The 17,537-nt window shown below is 32.0% G+C and carries 17 protein-coding genes and 2 pseudogenes; 3 read left to right on the top strand and 16 right to left on the bottom strand.

Annotation, left to right across the window (positions count from 1 at the left end):
- Positions 1–7: 7 nt before the first annotated feature.
- From buk to AOB58_RS02180, 13 genes and pseudogenes are all read right to left on the bottom strand, one after another.
- Positions 8–1,068, bottom strand: a pseudogene (gene buk / locus AOB58_RS02240) (butyrate kinase).
- A gap of 263 nt (positions 1,069–1,331) precedes the next feature.
- Positions 1,332–2,228 carry a phosphate acyltransferase gene (locus AOB58_RS02235; RefSeq protein WP_021339236.1) on the bottom strand — a complete coding sequence of 299 codons (897 nt, stop codon included), beginning with the start codon at positions 2,226–2,228 and terminating at the stop codon, positions 1,332–1,334.
- A gap of 52 nt (positions 2,229–2,280) precedes the next feature.
- Positions 2,281–3,960, bottom strand: a complete 1,680-nt coding sequence (gene recN / locus AOB58_RS02230; protein WP_064782893.1) for a DNA repair protein RecN — start codon at positions 3,958–3,960, stop codon at positions 2,281–2,283.
- Positions 3,961–3,981: 21 nt separating this feature from the next.
- Positions 3,982–4,434, bottom strand: a complete 453-nt coding sequence (gene ahrC, locus AOB58_RS02225) for a transcriptional regulator AhrC/ArgR (protein ID WP_002507526.1) — start codon at positions 4,432–4,434, stop codon at positions 3,982–3,984.
- A 342-nt stretch (positions 4,435–4,776) separates the two neighbouring features.
- A complete protein-coding gene (locus AOB58_RS02220; protein ID WP_021339238.1) occupies positions 4,777–5,658 on the bottom strand; it encodes a polyprenyl synthetase family protein in 882 nt (293 codons plus the stop codon).
- Positions 5,648–5,884 (bottom strand): exodeoxyribonuclease VII small subunit, encoded by a 237-nt coding sequence (locus AOB58_RS02215; RefSeq protein ID WP_002507524.1) that lies wholly within the window; start codon positions 5,882–5,884, stop codon positions 5,648–5,650. The genes AOB58_RS02220 and AOB58_RS02215 overlap by 11 nt, the downstream gene beginning before the upstream one ends.
- Positions 5,877–7,213 (bottom strand): annotated as a pseudogene (gene xseA / locus AOB58_RS02210) (exodeoxyribonuclease VII large subunit). The gene AOB58_RS02215 and the pseudogene xseA overlap by 8 nt, the downstream one beginning before the upstream one ends.
- A 14-nt stretch (positions 7,214–7,227) precedes the next feature.
- Positions 7,228–7,614 (bottom strand): transcription antitermination factor NusB, encoded by a 387-nt coding sequence (gene nusB, locus AOB58_RS02205; RefSeq protein WP_002507522.1) that lies wholly within the window; start codon positions 7,612–7,614, stop codon positions 7,228–7,230.
- A gap of 122 nt (positions 7,615–7,736) precedes the next feature.
- Positions 7,737–8,099 carry an Asp23/Gls24 family envelope stress response protein gene (locus AOB58_RS02200; RefSeq protein ID WP_021339240.1) on the bottom strand — a complete coding sequence of 121 codons (363 nt, stop codon included), beginning with the start codon at positions 8,097–8,099 and terminating at the stop codon, positions 7,737–7,739.
- A gap of 12 nt (positions 8,100–8,111) precedes the next feature.
- Positions 8,112–9,470 carry an acetyl-CoA carboxylase biotin carboxylase subunit gene (gene accC, locus AOB58_RS02195; protein WP_002512447.1) on the bottom strand — a complete coding sequence of 453 codons (1,359 nt, stop codon included), beginning with the start codon at positions 9,468–9,470 and terminating at the stop codon, positions 8,112–8,114.
- Positions 9,470–9,937 (bottom strand): acetyl-CoA carboxylase biotin carboxyl carrier protein, encoded by a 468-nt coding sequence (accB, locus tag AOB58_RS02190; protein ID WP_064782892.1) that lies wholly within the window; start codon positions 9,935–9,937, stop codon positions 9,470–9,472. Before accB ends, accC begins: the two co-directional genes overlap by 1 nt.
- Before the next feature lie 359 nt (positions 9,938–10,296).
- Positions 10,297–10,854, bottom strand: a complete 558-nt coding sequence (gene efp / locus AOB58_RS02185) for an elongation factor P (protein ID WP_002507518.1) — start codon at positions 10,852–10,854, stop codon at positions 10,297–10,299.
- Positions 10,855–10,882: 28 nt separating this feature from the next.
- Entirely contained in the window at positions 10,883–11,941 is a 1,059-nt protein-coding gene (locus AOB58_RS02180; protein ID WP_064782891.1) for a M24 family metallopeptidase, read from the bottom strand.
- Positions 11,942–12,044: 103 nt separating this feature from the next.
- On the opposite strand from AOB58_RS02180, the gene AOB58_RS02175 reads away from it, so the two are divergent.
- Positions 12,045–12,632 (top strand): hypothetical protein, encoded by a 588-nt coding sequence (locus AOB58_RS02175; RefSeq protein WP_021339244.1) that lies wholly within the window; start codon positions 12,045–12,047, stop codon positions 12,630–12,632.
- 23 nt (positions 12,633–12,655) lie between these two features.
- On the top strand, positions 12,656–12,874 hold the full coding sequence (locus AOB58_RS02170) for an SA1362 family protein (RefSeq protein WP_002507515.1): 219 nt from the start codon (positions 12,656–12,658) through the stop codon (positions 12,872–12,874).
- Between the two features lie 121 nt (positions 12,875–12,995).
- On the opposite strand, the gene AOB58_RS02165 is transcribed toward AOB58_RS02170, so the two are convergent.
- Positions 12,996–13,826: a lipoate--protein ligase family protein gene (locus tag AOB58_RS02165; RefSeq protein WP_064782890.1), complete on the bottom strand. Its 831-nt coding sequence runs from the start codon at positions 13,824–13,826 to the stop codon at positions 12,996–12,998.
- A gap of 171 nt (positions 13,827–13,997) precedes the next feature.
- On the opposite strand from AOB58_RS02165, the gene AOB58_RS02160 reads away from it, so the two are divergent.
- Entirely contained in the window at positions 13,998–14,384 is a 387-nt protein-coding gene (locus AOB58_RS02160) for a rhodanese-like domain-containing protein (RefSeq protein ID WP_002507513.1), read from the top strand.
- A gap of 325 nt (positions 14,385–14,709) precedes the next feature.
- Here the strand turns inward: AOB58_RS02160 and gcvPB are convergent, their stop codons facing one another.
- On the bottom strand, positions 14,710–16,188 hold the full coding sequence (gene gcvPB / locus AOB58_RS02155) for an aminomethyl-transferring glycine dehydrogenase subunit GcvPB (RefSeq protein ID WP_002507512.1): 1,479 nt from the start codon (positions 16,186–16,188) through the stop codon (positions 14,710–14,712).
- Positions 16,175–17,527 (bottom strand): aminomethyl-transferring glycine dehydrogenase subunit GcvPA, encoded by a 1,353-nt coding sequence (gene gcvPA, locus AOB58_RS02150; protein ID WP_021339245.1) that lies wholly within the window; start codon positions 17,525–17,527, stop codon positions 16,175–16,177. The genes gcvPB and gcvPA overlap by 14 nt, the downstream gene beginning before the upstream one ends.
- Between the last annotated feature and the right edge of the window lie 10 nt (positions 17,528–17,537).

Here is a 17,537-nt window from a genome sequence, read left to right as displayed (position 1 = left end):
TGCACTCCTAACTATAAACTTTAGCACTTTCTATACCTTCTAAAACAAGCGATGTGCGAGTCGCTAAAGCATCCATTTCTTTTTCACCGGGATAAATTGTTACTGGTGCTATCCAATCGACATAAGATTGATTAAGGATGTTAGTGTTTTATTATAACTCAGTCCTCCAGTAAGGATGACTTGATCAACGTTTCCTTTAAAAACGATTGCGCGTTCGCCAATCGCCTTCGCGACTTGATATGCTAAAGCATCAAACGCTAGTTTTACATCATTATCTGATTCATATTTATGTGACAACCCTTTTAAATCATTTGTATTAAACATATTAACAAAACCACCTTTTTTGCTCAAAAAGTGATTCATTTCTTGTGGTGTAAAATTGCGTTTATAGCCATATTCATATAACAAATCATTTGGTATCGAACCTGCACGTTCAGGACTAAAAGGACCTTCGCCTAGCAAGCGTACATTCACATCAACGACAAGACCCTGTTTATGTGCTCCAACAGTTATACCACCACCCATATGCGCAACAATAACGTTAACTTGTTTATATGTTTTATTGGATGTATTTGCATATAAGCTTGCAACAGCTTTTTGGTTTAATGCATGAAAAATACACCTTCGTTTTATACCTTTAATACCTGTAACTCTAGCAATATCCATTAATTCATCTACAACTACAGGGTCAATTGTAAAAACAGGTATTTGAAGATCTTGACTTAATTCATAACCGATAACACCACTTAAATTAGATGCATGGTTGCCGTATTTAAATGTTCGAAGATCATTATACATTGTTTCGTTAATTGTATAGACACCGCCACGTATAGGTTTTAATAATCCTCCTCTACACGCAATTCCATCAAAGTCGCTAAAATTTACGTCAGCTACTTTTTTCACAAAATGTTCAATTTCAAATCGTCGATGTTTGATTTGCTCTATCAGATTTAAGGAAGTAATTTCAAAATCATGCCGTATTGTTTCGTTATAATTGCAATACGCATCTGTGTAAATAGCAACCTTAGAAGATGTGCTTCCTAAATTAAGCACTAAAATTTGAGACATTGCCTCACCTTCTTTATTGAAAATAAAATAGAAAGTATTAACTCTATCTGCTAAGAGAACATAGTTTATTTATTATTATGCAACGGCTAGTTTACAAGATTCAAATTTGAAATAAGTAGTCAATATTGAAAAGTCATCGCACATAAAAGGATTATATTAAACTATTTATAATATCCACTTATATTTTACATCAAATAGACAAAATATAAAATTAATAACCTATTTTTAATCGCAACAAGTAAAAGGAGGCTTTCATAGCAAGGTTAATTTAAAACTTTTAGGGCTAACAACAATGAATCGAGTTTATTTTGTTTATTATCAGCTCTAGAAGTAAGTACAATTGGGAATTTTGCGCCTAAAACTAGACTTGCTACACGTGCATCAGCAAAGTATGTGAATGATTTGTATAACGCGTTACCAACATCAATATGCGATACAAGCAATGCATCTACGTCACCAGCTACTGTAGACTTAATATTTTTCTTAATAACACTTTCCATGCTTATCGCGTTATCTAAAGCTAGAGGACCGTCAACAATTAAATAATCATCCCAATCTCTATTAAAAATATTTTTGATTTTTTCAGAATCTGTAGAAGATGATATTTTTCTTGTAACTTTTTCGACAGATGATAATAAACCTACTTTAAACTGTTCATAACCCAATGCCTTACTAAATAGCGATAAATTTTTAATGATTTGTCTCTTTTCTTCTACTGAAGGTGAAATGTTTAAAGCAACATCACTCATCATTAATGTTTTATGATAATTCGGTATATCGAAACATGCGACATGACTTAGAAAACCATGATTTTCTAAGAAATTTTTATTACTTAAAACAAAAGATAATAATGAGGAAGACGTTAAATTACCTTTCATTAATATCGAAACTTTTCCGCGTGATAAATCTTGTGCACATTGTTTAAATAATTCATTTTCATCTTCAAATGTATAAATGTGAATTCTGTTTAATAATCGTGCATCTATATTAAAAGATCTTATGATTTCAGTTAAATCATGTGTATCATATAAGAACACTTCTATATCTGTTAAAGTTAGTGCTTCTGTCACGACTGAGAGCATCTTTTCATCATTTGCATATAAAATGGCTATATTACCCTTTAAAGTTGTAGTCGGATTAATTAAATGTTGATATTGCATGAAAACCAACACCTTTCCATATAAGTAAAGTAGTATTTATACGTTCGCATTATTAATCATTAAGATGATTTTGTTCTATCATTTCCTTAGCATTTTGACGCGTAAGCTCAGTAACACTAGCTCCGGAAATCATTCTTGCTACTTCATCAATACGTTCTTCACCGGATAATTCTTTAACATGAGTAGTAGTTCTATCATCTTTAGAAGTTTTACTAATAAATAAATGTTGATCACTCATTGTAGCTACTTGTGGTAAATGAGAAATGCAGATTACTTGTATGTGTTGTGCTAGGTCTTTCATTTTCTGAGCCATTTTTTGTGCTGCTTGACCTGAAACACCAGAATCTACTTCATCAAATAAAATAGCTGTTTGACCTCTTGTTTTTACAAAGATTGTTTTGAGCGCCAGCATAATTCTAGATAATTCTCCTCCAGAAGCGATTTTATTTAAGTTTTTAAGCGGTTCACCTTTATTAGGACTAATTAAAAATTCTACAAATTCAATGCCTTCACGGTTAGGTGCATCTAAAGGTTTAAAGGAAATTTCTAAGTTCGCGTCCTTCATTTGTAAGTTTTGAATTTCATCCACAATATTGTCTCGCAGCGACTGAGCTACAACACGACGTTCTTGAGATAATTTTTTACCTAATCTGAAAACTTTATCATAAAGTGATTCTATTTCTTCACGTAATTGTGACGTACTCTCTTCATAATTCTCAATTTTGTTGATTTCATCGTCCAATTTATCTTGATAGACAATGAGTTCACTAATATCTTTACCATATTTACGTTTCAAGCTATTTAATACGTTCATTCTAGCTTCTAGTTCATTAAGATATTGTTCGTCAAATTCAGTATTTGTGAGTTCATCATATAGCTGATGTTTCGCATCATCTAAGGTGTAATAAAATTGATCTACATCTTCTTTAAGTCGATCATATTTATCAGGTAAGATATCACTAATTGACTGAAGTTGATTACTTAACTCATACAAACGATCGGTAATTGCATGTTCATCAGTTAATGTTAGATGTGCATTGTTTAGAGCTAAGCTTAAATTTTCAGAGTTTTGAATGCGTTTAATGTCTGTTTCAAGTTGTGAAACTTCTCCATCAGTTAATTGTGCTTCCTGTAATTCCTCATATTGAAATTTAAGTAAATCTAGTCGCTGAAGTAGTGCTTGATCTGCAGTTTCCAAATCTTCAAGCTCTTTCTTTTTAGCTCTATATTGATCAAAAGTAGATACATAATCATCAAGCAAAGGTTTATATGTATCCTCTGCATAATTATCTAATAATTGTAAATGATATTTTTGCTTTAATAATGATTGCGTTTCATGTTGACCATGTATATCTAACAATTCTTGCATTATTTTTCGCAAGTCTTGTAGTGTAACAATTTGATTATTAACTCTACACATACTTTTTCCAGAACTAAAGATTTCTCTTTTAACTAATAAAAAATCTTCGTCTATATCAATTGATAAATCACGTAAAATGGAAATAGCTTCTTTACTTTCATCGATGTCAAAGATACCTTCAATAATTGATTTCTTTTCACCATGCCTTACATAATTTGAAGAAGCACGCATGCCAATGAGTTGACCAATTGCATCAATGATGATAGATTTTCCTGCGCCTGTTTCACCACTTAATACTGTTAAGCCCTCACCAAAATGCACTTCTAATTCATCAATGATTGCAAATTGCTTAATAGATAAAGTTTGTAGCATCCTTATATCACTTCCTTATACTTATAATAAATTAAAGATGCGTGTCTTAATTTTTTCGCTCGCAGAATCATCTCTACAGATAATTAAACAAGTATCATCACCACAAATAGTCCCTAAAACTTCTTCCCAGTCAATTTGGTCTAAAATTGCACCGATTGATTGAGCATTACCAGGTAATGTTTTTAGAACTAGTAAATTGCCTGTTCCATCAATGTTTACAAAAGAATCCATTAAATATCGACCTAATTTTTCTAAAGGATGATATTTTCGATCATTTGGCAAACTATAGACATATTGTCCTGCAGGCGTCGGTACCTTTATAAGTTGTAATTCTTTAATGTCTCTTGAAACTGTTGCTTGAGTTACATTCAACTCGTACTCATTTAAACGCTTTACCAATTCATCTTGTGTTTCTATCTTTTCATTTGAAATAATTTCTCGTATCTTTATATGTCTCACTGATTTTTTAGCCATGTATAGCACCTCTATAAACGAATATTTATACATTTATTTTACCACAAGCATGTGAATTCTACTACTAAAGTTAATTCGAAATATCGTTAAATATATTACGTTAATTATGCTATATATCAGTAAAATGTCACTATAAAGCATACATATAATTGTTGTGAAAATTTAGTATATTATGTAAAGAAATTATTGAATTGATGAATAATTATTGAATAATATATATTTAATCAATAAAAAATCACACTACATATACGTAGCATGATTTCTTGAGCAGTTAATTGTTTTCTTCTACTGAGCAATATTTAAAGGTAGAAAACGTTATAAATAATTATCTAAAGTGTCGTATTATGATTCACGATTATTAAATAATTCAATAATACTTTCAAGATCTTGAGTATTATATGATTCTGGCAATTCATTTAAGCACTGATATGCAGCATCAGAGTGAAATTTCAGCTTCTCTTCTGCGCCAGTTTGACCTAATAAAGATACGTAAGTACTTTTATCATTTTCAATATCACTACCTACTGCTTTGCCTAATTTTGTTTCGTCGCCATAGATATCCAGTAAATCATCTTTAATTTGAAACATTAAACCTAAATGTTCACTGTATGTTTCTAACAAATCTGCCACAGCTTGCTCTGGTTCTGCAATATCTACTGCAGCCATAACCGCAAACTTAAGTAACTCACCAGTCTTAGCTTTATGAATTTTTTCGAGTGTATTTAAATCTATAGATGAGCCTTCACTTTGCATGTCTAATGCTTGTCCACCCACCATACCTAAGTGCCCACTCGCATAAGATAAACGTTTAACCAGTTTGATTTTAACTGTATCAGTTAGACTAGTGTCATTGGTAATGATTTCAAAGGCTTTGGTAAGTAGCGCATCTCCAGCAAGTATCGCTTTCCATTCGCCAAAAACTTTATGATTTGTAGGTTTTCCTCTACGATAATCATCATTGTCTAACGGTGGCAAATCATCGTGAATTAATGAATATGTGTGAACTATTTCTAAACCTAAGGCAGATGATAATCCGGATTTATATTCATTTGATAACATATCTAAAGTTAGTAATAATAAGACAGGTCTTATTCGTTTACCGCCTGCTTCTAAAGAATAACGCATACTTTCTTCAATATTAGTGTTGAGTGAAGACTCTGGAACAGTTGTAGATAACTTTTGATTAATTTCTTCTATTAAATTATTCATTTTGTTATTCGCCATCGTTATCAATCGTCTCCTCATTTTCAACATTTTCATCAGTCATGAGCTCATTAACTTTCTTTTCAGCATCTTTTAATGTTTCATCACAAGTGGCAGATAATTTCATACCACGTTGATATAAATTTAATGATTCTTCTAATGAAACATTTTCATTATCAAGTTTTTGAACGATGCCTTCGAGTTCTTTCATCATTTCTTCAAAACTTTGTGAATTACTATTACTCATCTTTACACCTTACTTTCTTAACTTGTGCATCAACAACGCCATCTTTCATCGTTAATACAATGTTATCATTTTCAGCTAAGTCATTCGTACTCGTTATTACATCATCATCTTTATTCACAATTGTATAGCCACGTAACATTGTGTTTGTTGGACTGAGATTATTTAAGCTTTCTAGTTTACTAGTAAGTTTATTTTGTTGATTGGTAATAAAATTATTCATGACTTTATTTAAATCTATGCGCTTTTGATTATTTGTTAATTGTTCTCTATTAATATTTTGTTTGAAATTCTTCAAGTTAAATTTATTAGTTAATAGTTGTAATTGTTGCTGTTCATTTTTAATTCTCAAATTCATTGATAGGCTTAACTGCTTTTCTAAGTCATCACGTTTTTGAATTTGTTGGTCATATAACAAAGTTGGTGTTTGAAATTTGTAATATGAAGATACATGTTCTAAGTGTTTTCTTTGTTGTTGCATATGTTGTTTGATAAAACGGGTGAGTGAAAGGTTCGTTTGCTTTAAATATTGACGTAATTCATATTGATCTGGTGTAGCCATTACTGCTGCTTGTGTTGGTGTAGCAGCACGCACATCAGCTACGAAGTCACTTAATGTAAAATCAGTTTCATGTCCAACAGCGGATATGATTGGTGTTTCACAAAAATATATTGCTTTCACAACATCTTCTTCGTTAAAGTTCCATAAATCTTCTATAGAACCACCACCACGACCTATGATAATTGTATCAACATTTAATTGATCAGCCTGTTGTATCTTTTCGACTATATCATTTTTAGCTTGTTCACCTTGTACTAAAGTATTAATTTGAACTTGTTCAGCTAGTGGATATCGACTATTTATCGTTGTATGAATATCTCTAATTGCCGCTCCAGTACCTGCAGTTAACACTGCTATTTTTTGGGGAATTTAGGGATTAACTTTTTATGATTTTGATCAAAAAAACCATCTTTAGTTAATTTCTTTTTTAATTGTTCTAATTTTTGATATAAATTACCTACCCCGTCAATATGCATTTTATTAACATAGATTTGATAATTCCCTCTACGCTCATAAACAGAAACGCGTGCTTCTAATAGTACTTCATCACCTTCTTTAGGATCGAAATCAATTTTAGAAGCATTGCCTTTAAACATCATTGCACTAATGACACTGTTTTTATCTTTGACATTGAAATAAAGATGACCACTGCTATGCTTTTTAAAGTTAGACAGTTCCCCTTTAATCAATACAGATTGTAAATGTGGGTCTTGGTCAAATTTGTATTTAATATATTTAGTTAATGCGGAAACACTTAAATAGTCTGCCATTTTATATCACTCTTTTATTCAATATTGCTCAATACACCATTGATAAATTTATAATGATCATCATCGCTGAATTGTTTCGCTAACTCAACAGCTTCATTTATAATCACTTTTTGTGGTGTTGAACTATGTAACAATTCAAAAGTAGACATTCTTAAGATAATGCGATCTGTTTTCAATAAACGGTCTAGTGTCCAATCTTTTAAATGTGGTTGGATTTTTTCATCTAAAATCGTTTCATGATCTTTTACTCCAGTTACTAACCAGTTGATAAAATCGAATTCTAAGTCTGGGTTTTCATCTTTAATAAAACTAATTGCTTCTTCAATTGTTAATTCGCTATTTTTCATTTCAAGTTGAAAAAGAGTTTGAAAGGCTTGTGTTCTGGATTCTTTTCGACTCATTATAAACTCCTTCAAGCATTGTATTTTTATAAATCATTTGAGAAACGTAATAACAAATACATTAAAATATTCGTTATTACATATCTACAAAATGTATTTAAAGTAAATTTGCTTATATAATTTTAATTGGTTGGTTCAATATGTGTAATATGAACATTGATTTGGCTAGGTTCAATTGTAGTCATCGTTGTTACAGAATTAAAAATAGTACTTTGGATTGTTTTCGCTGTTTCTGAAATATTGATACCGTAAGACAATGAACAATATATATCAATATAGATACCATCTTCTCTTGTATCAACTTTAACACCTTTGCTCAGTTGCTTTCTAGTGAATTTTTCAATACTACTATTCTTTAATTCTTTAAAATGACCTTGTATACCTTTTATTTCAGCTGTTGCAATACTTGCTATAACTGTTAATACCTCAGGTGCAATTTCTATTTTTCCTAAATTGGAATGTGAGGTTTCTGATACTTTGACCATTTCACATACCTCCTATTTAGTTTGATCATCCATGATATTATATTTTTCAAGAAACTTAGTATTAAACTCTCCGCTTTTGAAAATGTCATTATTTAACAAACGAATATGGAATGGAATCGTAGTATCTATACCTAAAACGAGATACTCACTTAAAGCGCGTATACCTGTCATAATCGTTTCTTCTCTAGTTGGCTCATGTACAATGAGCTTAGCAACCATAGAATCATAATATGGTGGAATCGTATAATTAGTATAACATGCTGATTCAATTCTAACGCCAAAGCCACCTGGTGCTAAATATTGAGTGATTTGACCTGGTGAAGGCATGAAGTTTTTATATGGGTTTTCAGCATTGATACGGAATTCCATTGCATGACCTTCTATTTTGATATCTTTTTGTTTGAATGGCAATTTTTCGCCTCTCGCAACTTTCAATTGTAATTTAACTAAATCTACACCTGTAACCATTTCTGTTACTGGGTGCTCAACTTGGATTCGTGTATTCATTTCCATGAAGTAAAAATCATTAGAATCCAAATCATATATAAATTCAATTGTACCTGCATTTTCATAATTAACAGCTTTTGCTGCTCTGACTGCAGCATTACCCATTTCTTGACGTTTTTCTTCAGATAAAATTGGAGATGGTGCTTCTTCCACAAGTTTTTGCATTCTACGTTGTATTGTACAATCGCGTTCACCTAAATGGACAACATTACCAAAACTATCACCCATGATTTGAATCTCTATATGTCTGAAATTCTCAATAAATTTCTCGAGATAAAGTCCACCATTACCGAATGCAGTTTCCGCTTCTTGTTGTGTCATTTTAAAGCCAGTTTCCAATTCTTTTTCATCACGAGCCACACGGATACCTTTACCACCACCGCCAGCAGTTGCTTTAATAATAACTGGGTAACCGATATTATCAGCAATGCCTTTTGCATCGTTGATATCCTTTACAAGACCTTCGCTACCTGGGACAACAGGTACTTCCGCGCGTTTCATTTCTTCCTTAGCAACGTCTTTAATACCCATCTTTTGGATAGATTCGTAACTTGGACCAATAAATTTCAGTTGACAGGCTTCGCATAGTTCAGCGAAATCACCATTTTCCGCTAAAAATCCGTAGCCAGGATGTATACCGTCACAACCTGTCGATGTTGCGATAGATAAAATGTTTGGGATATTTAAATAAGAATCTTTAGATTGTGTTGGGCCAACGCAATATGCTTCATCAGCAATTTGAGTATGTAAAGCGTCTTTATCTCCTTCAGAGTAAATAGCCACAGTTTGTAATCCTAAATCGTGACATGCACGAATGATTCTTACCGCAATCTCTCCTCTATTTGCAATTAATATTTTATTCATTATTTCACCTTGAATAACGGTTGGCCATACTCTACCATTTGACCGTCTTCTACTAGAATTTCAGCAATTTCTCCAGTTACTTCAGCTTGTATTTCATTAAACAATTTCATTGCTTCTAATATACACACTGTTGATTCGTTTGTAACTGAATCTCCAACTTGTACATATGCACTTTCTTCAGGTGATGGTGATTTATAAAATGTCCCTACCATTGGTGCGTTAATTGTTTGTAAGTTGTCTTCCACTGCGTTTGTATTTACTTCCTCTGAACTTTGCGTGCTTACAGGAGCTGACATTACACCTTGTTGCGGTGAACCTTGTTGCATTGGTTGTTGTGAAATTTGAGGTGTAATGATTTCAGTTTCTTTTTTTAAATTAACAACGTTGCCTTTATCTTCTATATTGATTTCAGTCAAGCTAGATTGATCAAGAATTTCTATTAATTCTTTAATTTCTTTAAAATTCATAAGTACTGACTCCTTCAGATTGTTTTCATTTACCTAGTTTATTTTACTTTAGTGAAATGTTCAATTCAAGCATATACATGCTTTCAATAATAAAGTGTTTATCCTTTATGTAGTTGTATATAGATATAATTTAATGAGAATTCTATTTATTATAACGTTTTTTTAACGGAATGGGGCTATGTTATTGTAATTAATTGATATAAAGTTTAATTTTTTTGAATAACACTACTATAACAGTCGTTTGTTTAATATAAAATGAAAAAAATAAAATAACCTTTCCAACGCTTCGTGAATTGGAAAGGTTATTAATAGGTATGAGATAAACTAAAAAATAATAACTATGATTATTTTTATAAGTATTAACCTCTTGAAATATAGCTACCGTCGCCTGTGTTAATTATAAGTGTGTCGCCTTCATTTACAAATAACGGCACATTTAATGTGTAACCAGTTTCTACTGTAGCTGACTTAGTTGCTCCGTTAGCAGTATCACCTTTGATACCAGGTTCTGTTTCTGTTACTGTAAGTTCAACAGTTTTTGGTAATTCAACGCCAAGTGTTTCACTTTCGTAAGTTTGAATTTGAACTTCCATATTAGCTTTTAAGAAATTCAATTCATTTTCTAAATAATCGGCTGCTAATTCTGTTTGTTCAAAAGTTTGATTATCCATGAAAACATGTGTATCACCATCTGCATATAAATATTGCATGCGGTGATTTTCAATCATAGCAGTTTCGACTTTTTCGCCGCCTCTGAATGTTTTCTCTTGAATAGCACCAGTTCTTAAATTACGTAATTTTGAACGCACAAATGCAGATCCTTTACCTGGTTTTACGTGTTGGAAATCTAATACTTTCCATATACCATTATCTACTGCAATTGTTAAGCCTGTCTTAAAATCATTAACCGAAATCATTCAGTTTCCTCCTCAATTATAAGGTCTTCTATAAAATAATAAGGTTTTTAGCGCATTTAGTAAAGCATTCACAACCATTTTCTGTAATTAAAACGTCATCTTCAATGCGAACGCCACCTAATCCGTCTAAATAAATACCAGGTTCAATTGTAACACAGTTATTTACCTCTAATTTAGCTTCTGATTTTCTAGATAAATTGGGTCCCTCGTGTACATCTAACCCTATACCATGTCCCAGTGAATGGCCAAACGCTTCTCCATATCCTTGTTCAGTAATATAATCCCTAGCAATAGCATCTAAAGCTTTGCCTGTAATACCTTGTTTAGCGGCTTCAATACCTTTAATATTAGCTTCTAAGACAATATTGTATATTTCTTTGAGTTTAGGATCTGGTTCACCTATAGCAAATGTACGTGTGATATCAGATGAGTAGCCTTTATAATATGCACCGAAATCTAAAGTAATCAGTTCGCCTTGATTAATAACTTTTTCACTTGCGACACCATGTGGTAATGCACCTCTGGCTCCTGAGGCAACAATTGTATCAAACGAAGTACCTTCTGAGCCAAGTTCTAACATTTTACTTTCTAATTTAGCTTTTAATTGCTGTTCAGTCATACCTGCTTTTGCAACAGTTAAGATGTACTCATATGTCTCATCAACAATTTCAGCAGCTTTTTGAATAAGTTTAATTTCACTATCATCTTTTACTTCTCTGATTTTTTCAATTAGACCAGAAACGCTGATTAAGCTGATGTAGGATTTACTTAATTGTAAGTATGTATCATAGCTGACTAAATCACCTTCAAAGCCTACATTCTGGACGTTTAACTTTTCTAATTGTGCTTTTACTTCTTCTATGAGACCACCTTTTTGTTTAATGATCTCAAATTGAGTGGCTTGGGATGTTGCTTGCTCTATGTACCTAAAATCTGTAATTAATAAGTTTTTATCTTTTGTAATAACGAGCGCGCCGCTCGTACCTGTAAATCCTGATAAATACCTTCTATTAAAATCGGTTAATACAACAATTGCTTCCAAATGTTTTGTTTCTAAGGCAGAATTCAGTTTATCTATTCTAGTCATCTGTCTTCCTCCTATTCAATAAATTTGTACATTTTCTTTTTATACATTAAAATGATAGCATAATTATTATGTGAATATATAGTTTTTGAATTAGGAGAGAGTTATGAAGAAAAAAATTGTAGCTATATTAAGTGCTTCATGTTTACTAGTAGGTTGTGGTAGTCAAAATTTAGGTCCTTTAGAAGAAAAGACCACACAACTCCGTGATGAAAATCATAAATTAAAAAGTAATATTCAAGAATTAAAACAAACTATCGACAAAGAAAAAACAAACGTCGCCTCACTAAAGAAAGACAAAGAAAACATTAAACAGGCTAAAAGTAATAAAACGAAAGTAACAAATTTAAAAGCATCATCTAAATATTATCAAAATATAGCAAAAGCAATTGATCAATATAATGATATTGAAAGTGATGTATCAAAAAATAAAAATGATAAAAAGGTTCTTAGCAAGTTGACTGACATAACGAATAAAATCGATTCTGCACACACTACATATGAAAATGATATTGATAAAGATAAAATGAGTGATGAAGATAAGAGTAAAAAGAAAAACATCACTAAATTAAATAAAGACCTTAGCTCAGCAATGAATGATATTAGAGATGGTTATAGTGAGAAAGATAAGAAAAAACTTAAAAAAGGACAAAAAACCCTATCAACTATTAGTATTGATAATAAACAGAGTTAACAACTAAATAGGAGTGTTATAAATTGAAACGAGCAATTTTTTATATAATAATCGCAATCGCAGCAATTGGGTTAATTCTCAATTTAGATGCGTTTATATTCAGTTTTGTTAGTATGGCAATTAGTTTTGCTGTATTTGCAGGGATTATATATGCGATATATTACTTCTTCTTTTTAACAGAAGATCAACGAAAGTATAAACGCGCACAAAGAAAGTATAAAAGACGCAATAGAAAAAAATAATTTTATTGCGCTATCTTACTCTTAAAACTTTTATTTAAATCTATCTAACTTTATATGTATAAAAAATGTGAGGATGCAGTCGTTAAAGACTGTACCCTCACATTTTTTGAGTCTAAACATATTATTTACGATAGTTCCATTCGTCAGCTTTATATTTTTCAATGAGTACATTTACTTCTTCTTGTTGTTTATGCGTTAGATTTAGTGGTTTAAAATCAATATTCAATCCTTTCTTAAACCCCATCTCAAAAGCCTCTTCCATTTCGGGTATTGTAATATGTCGGTCTGAGATATCATTAATCGCCACTGCTTTTTCTAGAAAAGATTGTTTCATTTTATCTTTTAAACGCTCGTTTTTAAAAATGAACATATCGAATAAATCATCAATGTCGACGTCTTGTAACAAGGAACCATGTTGTAAAATGACTCCTTTTTGACGTATCTGCGCACTACCCGCTATTTTACGACCTTCTACAACTAACTCATACCAACTAGGAGCATCAAAACACACAGCACTTCTTGGTTGTTTTAATTTCTCACGTTCTTCCTTTGAACGAGGAATTGAAAAAGATGCTTCGAAGCCTAAAGCTTGAAATCCTTCTAACAAACCTTCAGATATCACTCTGTATGCTTCTGTTACGGTCGAGGGCATCTCCGGATGTGATTCTGGTACAATAACACTATATGTAAGTTCTTTATCATGTAGCACGCCTCTGCCACCTGTTTGACGTCTGACTAAACCATATCCTTTTTCTTGTACTTTTTCTATATCTATTTCTTTAGTCAGTCTTTGGAAATAACCGACAGATAATGTTGCTGGATTCCACGTGTAAAATCTTATAACTGGATCAATTTCTCCTCTAGAAACAAAATTAAGCAGCGCTTCATCCATTGCCATATTGAAATATGGATCATTACTTCCTGTATTTATAAAATTCCAAGATTCAGTCACACTAAAAACCCCAATCAATAAATTAAATTGTTTTAATCCTCATTTTATGTTATCGTTTGCAATAATTGTCTAAGTTTGTCAGCATTATCCAATAAATTAAATGAAAAATTTTGATAAATTGTGCTAACAGTCTTATAATATATAATATCGGTTAATTAGGGAGGATGCAAGATGAGTAATTTTTGGTTTATAGCGTTAGCAGCATTAATAATAATCATCGCTTACATGCTAATCAATTATCTTCTTAACAAGAGAGCAGTCACAGAATTAAACCAAAATGAATTTCATAATGGTTTGCGTAAAGCTCAAGTTATTGATGTAAGAGAAAAAGTGGATTATGATTACGGGCACATTAACGGTGCACGTAACATTCCAATCACAATGTTTAAGCAAAGATATCAGGGATTGAGAACAGATCAACCTATTTATCTATGTGATGCAAATGGCATTGCAAGTTATCGTGCTGCTAGAACATTAAAGAAGAATGGTTATACAGATATCTACATGTTAAAAGGTGGATATAAAAAATGGACTGGAAAAATTAAGTCGAAAAAATAAATGTATAAATAAGTATTGCGTTTATAAAACTTGATGTGCATTAGCTTAACTCTACATAATCATTTTTATAGCGGATTATTGACCTTATTGGGTGAATAATCCGCTATTTTTAATATATATATAAATGTATCAAAAAATTTAGTCGTCGTTTCTTTACTGGATTTATTACTTTTTAAAATGACTATTATTATTTGATATAAGATACTTTGTAATGAAAAGCTTTTGATTAATCATAAGAATTTAATATAAAAAAATACTACTCCTATTATAATTTTAAAGGAGTAGTATTTATATTATAGAAATAAGAATGCATTACTCAGACGTTCTATTCTTTTTCTGAACGTAAATTTTCAAATTTCAATACTGGATGGCGTGCAGCTTTCGTTTCATCCAATCTATCTATAATTGTAGTGTGTGGTGCTTCCAAGACTTTGTCCGGATCTTCTTTAGCTTCATTAGCTATTTCTATCATTTTATCACAGAAATAATCTAGAGTTTCTTTTGATTCAGTTTCTGTCGGTTCAATCATCATACCTTCATCCACGTTAAGTGGGAAATAAATTGTAGGTGGATGAACACCGAAGTCTAGCAAACGTTTAGCCATATCTAATGTACGCACACCGTGTTCTTTTTGTTTTGAACCACTTAACACAAATTCGTGTTTACAATATTGTTCATATGGTATTTCAAAGTGGTCTTTTAATCGAGCTTTAATATAGTTAGCATTTAACACAGCAGCTTCTGAAACTTCTTCAAGACCTTTATTACCCATCGTACGAATGTAAGTATATGCTCTTAAATAGATTCCAAAGTTACCGTAGAACGGTTTAACGCGACCAATTGAGTTTTCAATATCATTATCATATTTATATTCATTATCTTCTTTGATAACCATAGGTTTTGGTAAGAAACTAGCAAGTTCTTTCTTAACACCTACTGGACCTGAACCTGGTCCACCCCCACCGTGAGGGCCTGTGAATGTTTTGTGTAAGTTTAAGTGTACAGCGTCAAATCCCATATCCCCCGGTCTTACTTTATCCATAATTGCATTTAAATTTGCACCATCGTAGTATAATAAGCCGCCTGCTTCATGAACGATATTTCTGATATCCATAATATTCTTTTCAAAAATCCCCAAAGTATTAGGGTTAGTTAGCATAATTGCTGCTGTTTTTTCATTAACTAAGCGTTTCAAATCATCAATGTCAACTTCGCCGCGCTCATTTGATTTCACAGTAACTGCTTTGAATCCTGCAAATGCAGCTGAAGCTGGATTGGTACCGTGAGCTGAGTCAGGAACAATAACTTCGTCACGGTGTCCTTCACCATTTTTTTGATGATAGGCTTTGAAAATCATTAATGCAGTCCATTCACCATGTGCACCAGCAGCTGGTTGTAATGTAACTTCATCCATACCTGTAATCTCTTTTAACTCTTCTTGCAGACTATGAATAATTTCTAATGAGCCTTGAACTTGTGATTCATCTTGTAATGGATGTGATTCTGCAAATCCTGGTATTCTTGCAATTTTTTCATTTATTTTAGGATTATATTTCATCGTACATGAACCTAATGGATAAAATCCTGAATCAACGCCAAAATTTTTGTTTGAGAGTTCGGTATAATGGCGAACCAAATCTAATTCTGCAACTTCTGGTAATTCTGCTTTGTTTTTTCTGATGAATTTATCATCTAGTAATTTATCTACAGCACCATTATCAATTTCTTTCTGTGGTAACGAGTACGCATAACGATCCTTTTTAGAACGTTCAAAAATTAGTGGACTAGATTTACTTACTACCATTTAATTCACCTGCTTTCTTAACAAATGTGTCTATTTCATCTTTCATTCTTAATTCTGTTACTGCAATTAACATATGATTATTAAAGTCTTCAGAAGCTTCACTTAAGTCAAATCCTCCGATAATTCCTTCTTCAATTAGAGCATCATTAACTTCTTTTACTGATTTGTCGAATTTAACTACAAATTCATTAAAAGATGTACCGTTAGCAACTTCAAAACCAGCTTGTTTGAATTGATCTTTAGCATAGTTAGCATTTTCAAAGTTTCGTACCGCGATATCATAAATACCTTGTTTACCTAAAGCTGACATACAAATTGAGGACGCCAAAGCATTTAATGCTTGGTTTGAACATATATTTGATGTCGCTTTATCACGACGAATATGTTGTTCACGTGCTTGTAAAGTTAATACAAAACCACGATTGCCATCTCCATCTTCGGTTTGTCCTACCAAACGACCAGGTATTTTTCTCATTAATTTTTTAGTTGTTGCGAAGAACCCACAATGAGGCCCACCAAATTGAGCAGGTATACCAAATGGTTGTGTATCTCCGACAACAATGTCCGCTCCGAAACTACCTGGAGGAGTTAATAAACCTAATGCAAGCGGGTTTGCGTATACAATCATTAAAGCCTTTTTGTCTTCAATAAATGAATTGATTTTTTCTAAATCTTCAACAGAACCATAGAAGTTTGGATATTGTACAGCAACTGCTGCTGTATCATCGTCAACTGCTGCTTCAAGCTTGTCTAAATCTGTAATCGTACCATCTAAATCAACTTCAACGATTTCAAATTCTTCACGTGTTTTAACATAAGTTCTTAATACCTGTAAAGCTTGATAATGTAGCCCTTTTGATACAACAACTTTGTTTTTACGTGTTTGATTGAAAGCTAAAATACATGCTTCTGCAAAACTTGTAATACCATCATACATTGACGAGTTTGCTATATCCATATCCGTTAATTCACAAATTAACGTTTGAAATTCGAAAATCGCTTGTAATTCACCTTGAGAAATTTCTGGTTGATAAGGTGTATAGGCAGTATAAAATTCTGAACGTGAAATCATTGAATCAACAACAGCTGGAGCATAGTGATCATATACCCCTGCACCTAAAAATGATGAATGCGTTTCTTTAGTGATGTTTTTGTTTGCAATTCTGCTTAATCGCTTACTTAATGTTGTTTCTGATTCAGCATCAGGTATAGCTAATTCTCTTCCCAGTAAGATATCTTTTGGAACGTCTCCAAAAAGTTCTTCAATAGAATTGGCTCCAATAGTATCTAACATTTCCTTTTTATCTTGCTCTGTTAATGGAATATAACGATGACTCATAGTAACACCC

Source organism: Staphylococcus sp. AntiMn-1, from assembly GCF_001663395.1.
Taxonomy (GTDB): Bacteria; Bacillota; Bacilli; order Staphylococcales; family Staphylococcaceae; genus Staphylococcus; species Staphylococcus equorum.
The sequence above is the reverse complement of the archived record's forward strand: the minus strand, read 5'-3'. Positions and strand labels throughout refer to the sequence as shown.

Excerpts from the sequence above, each read along its gene's own strand:
- ahrC (WP_002507526.1), bottom strand. The coding sequence starts at position 4,434 with ATGGCTAAAAAATCAGTGAGACATATAAAGATACGAGAAATTATTTCA.
- AOB58_RS02235 (WP_021339236.1), bottom strand. The coding sequence starts at position 2,228 with ATGCAATATCAACATTTAATTAATCCGACTACAACTTTAAAGGGTAAT.
- AOB58_RS02160 (WP_002507513.1), top strand. The coding sequence starts at position 13,998 with ATGAGTAATTTTTGGTTTATAGCGTTAGCAGCATTAATAATAATCATC.
- AOB58_RS02200 (WP_021339240.1), bottom strand. The coding sequence starts at position 8,099 with ATGGTCAAAGTATCAGAAACCTCACATTCCAATTTAGGAAAAATAGAA.
- efp (WP_002507518.1), bottom strand. The coding sequence starts at position 10,854 with ATGATTTCGGTTAATGATTTTAAGACAGGCTTAACAATTGCAGTAGAT.
- accB (WP_064782892.1), bottom strand. The coding sequence starts at position 9,937 with ATGAATTTTAAAGAAATTAAAGAATTAATAGAAATTCTTGATCAATCT.
- AOB58_RS02175 (WP_021339244.1), top strand. The coding sequence starts at position 12,045 with ATGAAGAAAAAAATTGTAGCTATATTAAGTGCTTCATGTTTACTAGTA.
- accC (WP_002512447.1), bottom strand. The coding sequence starts at position 9,470 with ATGAATAAAATATTAATTGCAAATAGAGGAGAGATTGCGGTAAGAATC.
- AOB58_RS02180 (WP_064782891.1), bottom strand. The coding sequence starts at position 11,941 with ATGACTAGAATAGATAAACTGAATTCTGCCTTAGAAACAAAACATTTG.
- gcvPB (WP_002507512.1), bottom strand. The coding sequence starts at position 16,188 with ATGGTAGTAAGTAAATCTAGTCCACTAATTTTTGAACGTTCTAAAAAG.
- recN (WP_064782893.1), bottom strand. The coding sequence starts at position 3,960 with ATGCTACAAACTTTATCTATTAAGCAATTTGCAATCATTGATGAATTA.
- gcvPA (WP_021339245.1), bottom strand. The coding sequence starts at position 17,527 with ATGAGTCATCGTTATATTCCATTAACAGAGCAAGATAAAAAGGAAATG.
- AOB58_RS02220 (WP_021339238.1), bottom strand. The coding sequence starts at position 5,658 with ATGGCGAATAACAAAATGAATAATTTAATAGAAGAAATTAATCAAAAG.
- AOB58_RS02215 (WP_002507524.1), bottom strand. The coding sequence starts at position 5,884 with ATGAGTAATAGTAATTCACAAAGTTTTGAAGAAATGATGAAAGAACTC.
- nusB (WP_002507522.1), bottom strand. The coding sequence starts at position 7,614 with ATGAGTCGAAAAGAATCCAGAACACAAGCCTTTCAAACTCTTTTTCAA.